This is a genomic window from Tardiphaga sp. (genome assembly GCF_041424195.1).
Lineage (GTDB): Bacteria > Pseudomonadota > Alphaproteobacteria > Rhizobiales > Xanthobacteraceae > Tardiphaga.
The window spans coordinates 1-10,131 of sequence record NZ_JBGMOE010000089.1; the positions used below are offsets into that span (position 1 = coordinate 1).

General features: G+C 58.4%; 11 protein-coding genes and 1 pseudogene. 6 read left to right on the forward strand and 6 right to left on the reverse strand.

Annotated elements, in window-relative coordinates:
• Window positions 1-134: 134 nt before the first annotated feature.
• Both ACEK02_RS13560 and ACEK02_RS13565 read left to right on the forward strand, forming a co-directional pair.
• Window positions 135-1,160: an IS110 family transposase gene (locus tag ACEK02_RS13560; RefSeq protein ID WP_371422210.1), complete on the forward strand. Its 1,026-nt coding sequence runs from the start codon at window positions 135-137 to the stop codon at window positions 1,158-1,160.
• Window positions 1,161-1,599: 439 nt separating this feature from the next.
• Window positions 1,600-2,163, forward strand: coding sequence for a hypothetical protein (locus tag ACEK02_RS13565; protein WP_371422211.1), 564 nt, complete (start codon window positions 1,600-1,602; stop codon window positions 2,161-2,163).
• A gap of 99 nt (window positions 2,164-2,262) precedes the next feature.
• Here the strand turns inward: ACEK02_RS13565 and ACEK02_RS13570 are convergent, their stop codons facing one another.
• Entirely contained in the window at window positions 2,263-2,496 is a 234-nt protein-coding gene (locus ACEK02_RS13570; protein WP_371422212.1) for a helix-turn-helix transcriptional regulator, read from the reverse strand.
• 143 nt (window positions 2,497-2,639) lie between these two features.
• Here ACEK02_RS13570 and ACEK02_RS13575 point away from each other — a divergent pair, with 143 nt between their 5' ends.
• The 3 genes from ACEK02_RS13575 to ACEK02_RS13585 all read left to right on the forward strand — a co-directional run bounded on the left by ACEK02_RS13575 (window position 2,640) and on the right by ACEK02_RS13585 (window position 3,626).
• A complete protein-coding gene (locus ACEK02_RS13575) occupies window positions 2,640-2,774 on the forward strand; it encodes a hypothetical protein (protein WP_371422213.1) in 135 nt (44 codons plus the stop codon).
• Window positions 2,775-2,781: 7 nt separating this feature from the next.
• A complete protein-coding gene (locus tag ACEK02_RS13580) occupies window positions 2,782-2,913 on the forward strand; it encodes a hypothetical protein (protein ID WP_371422214.1) in 132 nt (43 codons plus the stop codon).
• Between the two features lie 266 nt (window positions 2,914-3,179).
• A complete protein-coding gene (locus tag ACEK02_RS13585) occupies window positions 3,180-3,626 on the forward strand; it encodes a hypothetical protein (protein ID WP_371422215.1) in 447 nt (148 codons plus the stop codon).
• A 127-nt stretch (window positions 3,627-3,753) separates the two neighbouring features.
• Here ACEK02_RS13585 and ACEK02_RS13590 read toward each other — a convergent pair.
• The 5 genes and pseudogenes from ACEK02_RS13590 to ACEK02_RS13610 all read right to left on the reverse strand — a co-directional run.
• Window positions 3,754-4,020: pseudogene (locus ACEK02_RS13590) on the reverse strand (zincin-like metallopeptidase domain-containing protein); the annotation flags it as partial.
• 113 nt (window positions 4,021-4,133) lie between these two features.
• Window positions 4,134-5,126 carry a tyrosine-type recombinase/integrase gene (locus ACEK02_RS13595; protein WP_024897186.1) on the reverse strand — a complete coding sequence of 331 codons (993 nt, stop codon included), beginning with the start codon at window positions 5,124-5,126 and terminating at the stop codon, window positions 4,134-4,136.
• Window positions 5,123-6,067, reverse strand: a complete 945-nt coding sequence (locus ACEK02_RS13600) for a tyrosine-type recombinase/integrase (RefSeq protein WP_188098618.1) — start codon at window positions 6,065-6,067, stop codon at window positions 5,123-5,125. Before ACEK02_RS13600 ends, ACEK02_RS13595 begins: the two co-directional genes overlap by 4 nt.
• Window positions 6,064-7,284, reverse strand: coding sequence for a site-specific integrase (locus ACEK02_RS13605; protein ID WP_024897184.1), 1,221 nt, complete (start codon window positions 7,282-7,284; stop codon window positions 6,064-6,066). Before ACEK02_RS13605 ends, ACEK02_RS13600 begins: the two co-directional genes overlap by 4 nt.
• A gap of 497 nt (window positions 7,285-7,781) precedes the next feature.
• Window positions 7,782-8,654, reverse strand: coding sequence for a LysR family transcriptional regulator (locus tag ACEK02_RS13610; RefSeq protein ID WP_183754598.1), 873 nt, complete (start codon window positions 8,652-8,654; stop codon window positions 7,782-7,784).
• A 235-nt stretch (window positions 8,655-8,889) separates the two neighbouring features.
• Here ACEK02_RS13610 and ACEK02_RS13615 point away from each other — a divergent pair, with 235 nt between their 5' ends.
• A complete protein-coding gene (locus ACEK02_RS13615; RefSeq protein ID WP_201744720.1) occupies window positions 8,890-9,534 on the forward strand; it encodes a hypothetical protein in 645 nt (214 codons plus the stop codon).
• The last annotated feature ends 597 nt before the right edge of the window (window positions 9,535-10,131 follow it).

Here is a 10,131-nt window from a genome sequence, read left to right on the forward strand (position 1 = left end):
ACCAACTGCTGTAACGTCGAAATAGTTCTTGCCATGCGGACGCCATCCATCGATGATGGTGTGGATGACACCCACTTCCGGCATCGAGTGTGCCACAATTGTTGCCGAGGCAACAGCAAGGGGAGTCATCCACAATGCATCCTATCACCATCGGTCTCGATCTTGCCAAGCACGTTTTCCAAGTGCATGGCGTTGATGCTGCAGGCAAAGTCATCGTCCGAAAAAAGCTCCGCCGGTCGGAGCTGATTGATTTCTTCAGAAGAATTCCACCGTGCCTGGTCGGCATAGAGGCTTGCGGTACAGCGCATTATTGGGCTCGTGAATTGTCTCTGCTCGGGCACGATGTTCGTCTGATGCCGCCAGCTTACGTGAAGCCCTATGTTAAACGAGGCAAAAACGACGAGGTTGACGCCGAGGCGATCTGCGAGGCCGTCACCCGGCCGACGATGCGGTTCGTCCCGATCAAGAGCGCCGAACAGCAGTCGATCCTGATGCTGCACCGGACACGAGACCTTCTCGTGCGCCAACGCACGATGCTGGTCAATTCGTTGCGGGGGCAGCTGGCCGAGTTCGGGCTGATTGCACCCCAGGGCATTTGGCGCATTCCCGAACTCCAGGCATTGGCCCAAGACACCGACAGTTCGGTGCTACCTGATCTCGCGCGAGCTTGCGCCGAACTGATCTTGATGCAGATCCAGGACTTGCAGGCGAGAATCAAAACCATAGAGCGCACACTGATGGCTCGCCACCACGCCAACGAAATGAGCCTGAGGTTGGCCACAATACCCGGCATCGGCGTCATCACCGCCACAGCCATGGTCGCGACCGTGGTCGACGCCAGCGCGTTTAAATCCGGGCGGCACTTCGCGGCCTGGATCGGCTTGGTGCCGCAGCAAAACGGAACCGGCGGCAAGGTCCATCTTGGCCGGATCTCGAAGAAGGGCGAGCCTTACCTGAGACGCCTGCTCGTTCTCGGCGCGACGGCCGTGGTCCGCTACGCCCGCAACAAGCCGGACTTTGCGGGGTGGGTAAACGCGCTGTTGGCACGTCGACCGGCGCGCGTCGTGACAGTCGCCGTGGCCAACAAGCTTGCGCGCATTGTTTGGGCTATCATGCAGCGTGGCGGGTCATTCCGGGAGAGATCGTTCGGCATTGCCTGAAGCGACTTGCTCACGAAAGTGGCTTGCCAACGAAGAGCCGAAAAATATAATTCGATTTACGATCACACGAATTGGTAGGAGCGACAACGACGTAATGGCATCCGGTCGATAAACCGAGGATCAGGACGCCCCGTACCTGTGCACGGACTTCGAGTCCGTTAACGATGATTGGGACCCGATCAGCGGACAGCCATTAAGGCCCGCGGTTCATATGATGATCCGCACCATGAGGCCGGACAGATGACCGCAACGACCAACTGCCGCGACGTCGAAATAGTTCTTGCCATGTGGGTGTCATCCACAGATGCACAGGTGTGGTCCCTGCCTCCTTGCGCTTCTGGCTGCATTCAAGTGAACAAGACAAATGAATATGGTTGCATAGATTTGCGTAGATGCGGATTGCTTCCTATCTCCACACGACGAAATTGGGAGATGGCTGATGGCAACCAACAAGGAAATCGAGGCTGGAGCCAAATCAATTGCAGAGGATTTGGCGCTTCCGGGCGGTCGCCAGAAGAAGCTGGCACGTGTCGTGGAAAACTATCTTGACTGGTTCGATGCGGCCGAGGCCCGCGGCCTGACGTTGAATGATATGATCGGGCTGCTGTTTGCCGCCGGTGCAAAAGGCCGAAATGGCCGGCCGATTTCTATCGGCACGCTGTCGTCCGCTATATGGCGAAAGCGCCGGAAAAGTCAGGCGCCTGTCCCGGCGACACGAACTCGGTCCAAGACGCGGGCCACGCCGGCGCGGCGCGACCTGAAGAGAGGAACCGGTGGCCGCAGCGATCTCGCTGATGACAAGCCGCCAACACCCGCTACGGCAGACAAGGCTTCTAGGATGCCGAAAAAGCGTCCGCCGGTTATGGGACCAGCGCCGCCTGCGCCGCGATTAATGCCCAAGGTTGAGACGCGCAGGCCGCCGCGATCCGAAGCAATATCAAAGTCAGAGACGCTGGCCTTCATGAAACGAGCGGCATCCATTCGACGCACTCGGAACGATTAGGACGTCTGCCCCTGCTTCTGGTTCGCGGCAGTCTGAAAATCCCCAATTCGGCCGTTCGCAGATCAACCAGCTCCCGCCGCGGCTAGTCTTGAATCGATATTAACGGGCGTCGCGGTCGAACAGGACGGACACTTCGACTTTCAAAGCCCTCGCCAGTTGATCCAGCGACTTGACGGTGGGGTTGGCGGTCGCAACCTCGATTGCGCTGACCAACGCCTGACGGACTCCCGCCTCGGCGGCGAGGTCATCCTGGGACAATCCACGTTCGAGCCTGAGCCGCCGCAAATTGCGGGCCAGGATGCGCTCGGTCGATGCAATCTCGCGTTTCGCCATCCATCAGGATGGAACATCGGAAGGAGAATCCCGCCACACGCTTTAGCGTATATTAATGCCTGGGCGTGTAGATCGTAGAGCGGTTCGCGTTAGAGTGGTGCAATCGGTTACTGGGCAATCGCTGACGACGGCGGAATGATTCCTTGCCAGACCTGCGTGGTGTCTCGGAAATGCTCGCGATCACCTCGATCCTTCAATTTTTCGGCGCCACCTCTTCGCTTCGCGGTGGTTCTTTGCGCAATCACGAATGGCGAGAGCTGCAATTGACTGCCATGTGATCTGGGAATGAAATTGATGCTCCAGGGATTATACAAGGTCGAGTTTGAGACGCCACGCGGCAAAGCGGTCGGCGTTATCTTTGCAAGTGATAGCAAGCTGCGCGGCGGCAGCTCAGCCTTTGCCTACACCAGGTCATAGCAGCAAATCGGTCACACCATCACGGGTGTCGTGACCACCACGCAGCGTTCCGAGGATCCAAATCATTCGTCGGTCTTTGGCATAGACAACGTGAGGATCAGTTTTCAGGGTGTGGAAAAGGATGGCTTTGCCTCGGTTGAAGGGACCGCTGCTGAAGCTCCCGCTCTGGTCTTCAAGGCAGTACTGACGCGTCTTGGTGACTAGCGCTGAGTAGGCCTGAAAGCACTGACTTCTACTTGGTAGTAGGAATGTTTGAGACCCCAGGAATGCATTTCGACCATGCGAGTGTCCAGATCATCCGATCCGTCACGCAGCGGGAACTCTTTTTAAAATGGGATCGTCTGAAAACCGGACGGTTGCTGCCGGCTCTGATCGAACTTGAGCTGGATGGACGGACGCATGATACGGGCGGACTATCGTTCTGTTCAATCGATACCCACAATGGCAAGCCGCGTTATCGCCTGTTGCGGGCGGGTTCTGTTGCCGCAGCCGCGTACAACTCAGACTGGACCGGCCAATACCTCGACGTAGTATTCCCGGATCATATCAAGGCATCGGTCCTTGCGGCGTACGATCGTTGCCGGGCGTCCGCCTGCGTCGTTTACACAGTGTCATCGGTTGTCGATTCCGCTGGCACGTTGATTGTGAGCGGCTGCTACTGCCGTTCGGGCCCGGAGATGCGGTCAGCCACATTGTCGCCTCGCTGCAATTGATCAGCATCGAAGGCGGCTTCGTGCGACAGAACATTTTTGGCAGCGACGCCCGTCCCGTCGACTACTCCGTTGCAGCCCTAATCAGCGCCGGCGTCACCGCGATGCCGGCGCCAGATACGTTCCCGGCTTAGTCTGAGCCGGTGCCCACAAGCCAATCGGCGGCCTTCTGGGCCAGTGCGGCGGCGGCAAAAACCGCTCGCTTGTCAGATTTGAGTACGGTCAGCCAACTGGCTAGATAAGCGGCGTGGTCCGGACGCGGTTCGAGCGTGATGCCGAGCTCGGCGCAAAGAAAGGCCGCGCCGATTTCGGCGACAAGCTCCTCTCGCGCATAGGCGTTGTCGCCAAAGCGCTTGCCGAGATCGCGGTCGCAGCGGTGAGCTGGCGATGTCCAGTGACCCTTATGCCGATATCGGCATAAAATCCATTATGCCGTAAGCTGGATTATGCCGCATGGCCGAGTTCGGCGGCCGTTGCGTCTGCTGTCGGCCATGCGGCAGTTCGGCATAATCAGAGCGTTTCGAGGAAAGCGAGCAGCTCATCGCTTGGGCGATAACGCCCGGTATGCGTTTCTGGGCTGGCAACCTGCGCGAGCGCCTTTTCCTTCAGCCGCATGTCGGCGTGGATATAGATCTGGGTTGTTTCCACGGATTCGTGCCCAAGCCATAGAGCGATCACGGATTGGTCGACACCATGATGCAGCAATTCCATCGCCGTGCTGTGCCGCAACGTGTGCGGCGTGACGCGCTTGCCTGCGAGGCTCGGGCAAACTCGTGATGCTGCTAGGCAATGCTTGCGCACCAGGTGTTCCAACGCATCGCGACTGAGCCGCTCGCCCCGGATCGACGGGAACAATGGCCCATCGCTGTTACGGCGTTCGCCTATCCAGCCCTGAATCAGCTTAGCTGTATCGCGACGAAGAGGAGTGCTGCGTTCTTTCCGCCCCTTTCCGATGCAGCGGATGTAGGCGCCAGTCCCAAGAACCACGTCCTTGCAGCGCAGATTGATCAGTTCTGACGCTCGCAATCCGGTCTGAAGCGCAAGCAGCAACAGAGCGTGATCACGGCGTCCCACCCATATCGTTCGATTTGGTGCTGCGAGCAGCGCCGCGATCTCTTGAGCGTCAAGGAACGTCACGCTTCGCTTCACATACCGCTTGTTCGGCATCGAGAGAATACGCTGGCAATGAAGAAGCCAGCTCGGATCGGTCATTGCGACGTAGCGGAAGAATGATCGGATCGCGGCAAGGCGTGTATTGCGGGTGCGCGCCGTGTTGCCGCGCGCCGTTTCCACATGGGTCAGGAAGTCGGCAACGAGATCGGCGTCGAGATCCTCGATCGTGAGCTTCGTCGGCGGCTTCCCGCACCTGGAACTCGCATACCGGATCAGCAACCGGAATGTGTCCCGGTAGCCAGCGACGGTGTGGCGGCTCGCCTCCATTTGCGTAGAGAGCCGGTCGGTGAAGAAGCGTTGGATCAGCGCGGGGAAGTTGGTCGCCTTCATCGGATTCCCGCCTCCGCCGCCACGCCAGTCATTCGGGACGAAGCCAGTTCCAGCAGTTCCGGGACCGCTTCCAGATACCAATAGGTATTGGCAGGGCTTGCATGACCCAGCCATGTCGTGAGCTTGATCATCTCGCGGCTGACATCTTTGCCCGACCGGTACCAGTTCAGCATGGTCCGCACCGCGAAGGTGTGGCGAAGATCGTGAATGCGCGGCCCACGGCCATGTCGAAGATAAAGCTGCGGCTCTCGTAGCCCAATCTGCTGGCACACATGCGCGAAGTTGTAGCGGGCGCTGCAATCGCCAAGACGATGCCCCTCGCAGGTCACGAAGAATGCTCCCGGCCTGCGCCCGAGCAGCCGGTCCCGCTCGCGGCCGTAGCTTTCGAGCCGTTGCACGACGCTATGATCCAGCGGCAGCAATCGCTCCTTGCCGAGTTTGCCCTGCCGGACGTGAAGAATGCCGGATTCAACCTCCAGGTCAGCAGGATCGAGACCGAGAGCTTCGCTGATCCGAAGTCCGGTCACGGCGATCAGCCCGAAGAGCGTCGAGCAGGTCAGGCCACGCAGGCCGTAGACCGATGGTAACGTCCGCGCCTGATCGATGATCGCAACGATTTCAGCTTCGCTATAAATATATGGATGCACGCGTTGAAGGCGGCCAGGCACCAATCCTCGGGGTGGAGCCTCGTGCCTCGGATCAATGCCATGCAACCATTCCGCAAATTGACGGGCCACCCTGAAGCGTGTTGCCCGGGTTCCGGGACTGGCGGATGGCAGGCTCTCGAGCCAGCGCATGACCAGATTGGTGTTCACGTGCTGCGCGCCATCGCGGTCGGCGAAGGTGGCGAAGCGACGGAGTATCCGTGCATCGGTACTCAGATCGGCGCCGAGGACGCTTCTGAGAGTCACGTAGCGGTCAAGTTCGGCAAGGAAGCTCATCGTGCCTCCTCCGCGACGGGCCAAGATTGGGCGATGGAGCGTAGGCCATCCGTGTCGAGTTTCGCGTAGATCATCGTCGTCGCCCGCGACCGATGCCGTAGCAGATCGCCGATTTCCTCAAGCGATGCGCCGGAGCGCACCATATTCGTCGCTAGGCTGTGGCGCAGAACATGCGAGCCCACATAGGGCGTCGGCGGCTTCACGCCCGTCGCCGCGAACGCTTCCTTCAAGATGTCGTTTATGACCTGGCTGTCCTTGAATGGGCGGTTTGGCGCTCGGTGCGTCACGAACAGCGTGCGCGTGGTCGTTGACGTTCGCTCCTGCTGCAAATAGCCGATGATGGCTTCGCCGACGTCGGGCGGGATTGGCAACCGATCATGACGCTGGCCTTTTCCACGGACCAGCAACTCGCCGGCCCGCCAGTCCACGTCATCAAGCTGCATCGCGATGACCTCCGGTGCGCGCAAGCCGAGGCGGGCCATCAGCATCAGCATTGCGTAGTCGCGGGCGCCGCGCCGCGGATTGACCCGTACCGAGGCCAGAACTGCCTCCACCTCATCGGGAGACAGATGACGCGGAAGCCTGGCGCCCCAGGGCTTATGCGTCCTAGGCACGCTGAGCGACAGGTTGGTCGTCGTCAGGCCCTGTGCGAACAGATACTGGAAGAAGCTGCGCAGATGCGTGGCCGGCGTCTTGTCGCGGAACGGGTGCTTGCGCGCGAGCAGGTGCTCCATGAACGCCACGACATCCCGGATGTTCATCGCCGGAAGATCGAGCATATTGTCACCAAAGCGATGATCGAGGAAGCGATCCGCGAACCGCAGCACATGATAAATCGTTCGCGGGCTGAGGCCGCGCTGCTGCAGAAGATAGGTTTCAAAATTGCTCAGCAACTCTGCACGTTCGGCCTGCGCAGGTGTCAACGGTGGCCGTGTCGCCACCCCGATCTCAATCAGATGCGCGACAAACAGCCTGGCAAGATTGGGAACCTTGATCTGGCTTTTTGGTGTGACCGGCAACCGTCGCCCTAGTTCGACGGCAAGTTCTGGCGTCAACGCCGAGGGTGCAATGCCCTCGGTTTCGAGCAATCGCCCGAAGCGGCGAAGCAGGTATCGGTAATTCGCCAGGGTATCGGGTTTGTAGTTCTTTGCAGAAAGACTGTCCTCGAACGACGCGAAGTAGGGATCAAGGGAGGTAGTCTGATCTGATATTTCCATTTCTTGCGCTCCATGTTGTTGGAGCGACAACCTTCACGACAAAGACATATCTTTCGACCATATTTTGCGACAGCTTCCGACCCCATTGTCGCCGTTCGGAGCGCCGCGTTCGGCGCCCGAAACCTGCCGTTCATTCACTTCCACCCGACGGCAAAGTCGGGGCCGTCTGCTGAAGAGGTCATCAGGGAAATCAAGCGGCTCTTCAAGATTGAAAAGAACCCACCCACTGTTACCCGCGCCGAAGGTCGCCTCACGCGGCGCGGTGGCTTCTTGAAGAGTACGGCCTCGTCACCGACGACTATCACCGCACACAATGGGTGTGGTTCGCTGTGACCTTCACCGCAATCTGGCGCAATTTCTCCAGCGCTAAGTGGCGGATTGCGGGCGAGATCTCGAAGAAAAGTAGAACGGACGTTCGAGCGTGATGCCGCGAAAGTCTGGTCTGAGCCCAAAGTGACGAATGCTGCACGATGGGCGAATGTCGATTACCGACCTCACTACGCCAGCGTGCGCGTCATCTCACGGATCAGATCATTTGTCTCTGGTCTCGTCGTTTGGTGCCGATATCGAAGGGCCAAAACAGTTCTTGATATTTCAAGGCCATCGATGGGTTTCGACACCAGGCCCATGTCCGAAGGAATAGCGGTGGCTGGCAGGATCACCGCACCTGACCCTTGCCGAGCAAGTTCAACTAACCAATCCACGCGATTTGACCGATAGGCCGCGTAGAGTTCGTGACCATGATCCGCGCAGGTCCCATGCAAAACATCCCGCATTTCGCAATTTAGGCGGTCAAGCATGTCAGTTTTAGCAAGAGCCGAAAGAGAGATCGCATTTAGTTCAGCCAACGGATGCGACTTTGACACCACGACCTTGTAGTCCTCTTCATAGAGATGGTCTATACGATAGAGGTCTTCACTGACCTTCTCTGCGGTGACTACAACGTCAAATTCACCATCTCGTAACCCGGCAAGAAGCTCGGAGGTTGACGCAACGATCAATTCGATTTCGGCTTGCGGCAATCGCGTACGAGTACGCTCCATAGCTGCCGAAATCCTGTTGTGGCCAATCGTTTCGCCGACACCGACAGAGATTGGAACCCGCTCCAAGCGCATATGACGGACCGCCTCTGCCTTAGCCTGTCGCGTCTCATCGTGAACCTTCTGCAACCTTGGCTGCATGAGTTTACCGAGGGACGTAGGCCTGCATCCCGCACGGTCCCTGACAAACAGGTCACCTCCAAGCTCGTCTTCAAGTTTCTTGATCGCAGTCGTCAAGGAAGGTTGGGAGACATTGGAGGCACTGGCTGCGTGGGTGAAGTTTCGGTGCTCGCAGACGGCAAGAAAATACCTGATCTGGTTCATTTCCATCGCCACATTCTCCGTCACATCTCATTTCAGGCCATCAAAACAAGTTCGATAGTCCACGTCTATCAAAGAATAGAATTTCGGAATTGGAGCCCGGCGCACCCAGCATGGGACAAGAGTGCATCGAAACCAAACACGATGCACTTCAAATCAGGAGACGACCATGAAAGCGTAAATCCTTCAGACATTCGCCGCACTGGCTCTGTTCACAACTTCTGCAACTGCACAGGACAACGCAATGGAAAATCATACTGCCAGCTACATCGCCATGCCCGCCGCCGAAGGCCAGACCGGAGCCTTCGCGGAGTTTCTGGCAGGTGCCGCACCTATCGTGCGGGAAACAGAGACGGGAACTGTACTTTGGTTTGCTCTGCAAGCCGACGATATGCTCGCAATCTTTGACATCTTCGCAGATGAAGAAGCACGCGACGCTCACTTCTCAGGAGCGGTTGCTGCGGCTTTGAAGCAAAACGCCGACGCGCTGGTCGACGGAGGATGGGACGACGGTGTTGTCGCGAATATCAACAACTCCGATGTCCTGTCGGTAAAGGCGCCGGTTGATCTCTACACGGCAACGACCGCAACTTACATCAAGCTCGAAGCTGCTCCAGGTAAAGGCCCCGAATTGGCAGCCTTGCTGACCGCCGCCGGCCCCATCGTCGCAGAAACTGAACCCAAGACATTGTTCTGGGCGGCGCTGCAGATTGACGGGAACAACTTCGCCATCTTCGACATCTTTGCCGACAACTCTGGCCGCGAAGCGCACTTTGCCGGACAAGTCGCCGGACTCCTGAATGAAAAGGCTTCAGAATTGATCTCAGGTGGATGGGACGACGGTGTGGTGGCAAACGTCCACAATTTCGAAATCCTCGCTACCAAGTAATCTCGAGGTGACTTGAGAAAGAAGTGCCCGGTGCAATCCATCGGGCGCTTTGCTGTTTGAATTTAGATTCACGCCAAAGCGGCCGTGCCGGAACTGGCAAGCGAAGCTCGCACTCGCCTCCGGCTTGGAAAGGGCGGCTATCGGCGGGAACATGTCCGCGCCTTCGCCCAACACGCCGAGATCGCGGACGACGCGATCTACATCGAGGGCAGCAAAAAACACCCTATTGAGGACGCCGGTAGCCACCAAAGGAGGAAAGTCGGCGGGAATCGGCGTTCCCGGTTTTTACCAAAGTGGCGGACCGGGTGGGATTCGAACATATACGCCGAAGTAATCGGCTTGCGCTTGGCTACGCCGTGAGCAATGTCGGCTTTCGGGACGCCGCAAGCGGCAGTCGAACGGCCGGAAAGGTGGCGCATTGCGGTCAAAGTACAGTAGCCTGCTGAACGGCCGCTTTCCCGGCTTGGGCGCCCAGAAGCGGTCGGGCAGCTTGCCACCCCATACTCGCCTTCTTCAAAGCGCTCTGATTATGCCGAACTGCCGCATGGCCGACAGCAGACGCAGCAGCCGCCGAACTCGGCCATGCGGCATAATCCA

Bases quoted from the DNA above. Each gene is read 5' to 3' on its own strand.
- ACEK02_RS13560 (WP_371422210.1), top strand. From the start codon at position 135: ATGCATCCTATCACCATCGGTCTCGATCTTGCCAAGCACGTTTTCCAA.
- ACEK02_RS13565 (WP_371422211.1), top strand. From the start codon at position 1,600: ATGGCAACCAACAAGGAAATCGAGGCTGGAGCCAAATCAATTGCAGAG.
- ACEK02_RS13570 (WP_371422212.1), bottom strand. From the start codon at position 2,496: ATGGCGAAACGCGAGATTGCATCGACCGAGCGCATCCTGGCCCGCAAT.
- ACEK02_RS13580 (WP_371422214.1), top strand. From the start codon at position 2,782: ATGAAATTGATGCTCCAGGGATTATACAAGGTCGAGTTTGAGACGCCA.
- ACEK02_RS13585 (WP_371422215.1), top strand. From the start codon at position 3,180: ATGCATTTCGACCATGCGAGTGTCCAGATCATCCGATCCGTCACGCAG.
- ACEK02_RS13595 (WP_024897186.1), bottom strand. From the start codon at position 5,126: ATGAAGGCGACCAACTTCCCCGCGCTGATCCAACGCTTCTTCACCGAC.
- ACEK02_RS13600 (WP_188098618.1), bottom strand. From the start codon at position 6,067: ATGAGCTTCCTTGCCGAACTTGACCGCTACGTGACTCTCAGAAGCGTC.
- ACEK02_RS13605 (WP_024897184.1), bottom strand. From the start codon at position 7,284: ATGGAAATATCAGATCAGACTACCTCCCTTGATCCCTACTTCGCGTCG.
- ACEK02_RS13610 (WP_183754598.1), bottom strand. From the start codon at position 8,654: ATGGAAATGAACCAGATCAGGTATTTTCTTGCCGTCTGCGAGCACCGA.
- ACEK02_RS13615 (WP_201744720.1), top strand. From the start codon at position 8,890: ATGGAAAATCATACTGCCAGCTACATCGCCATGCCCGCCGCCGAAGGC.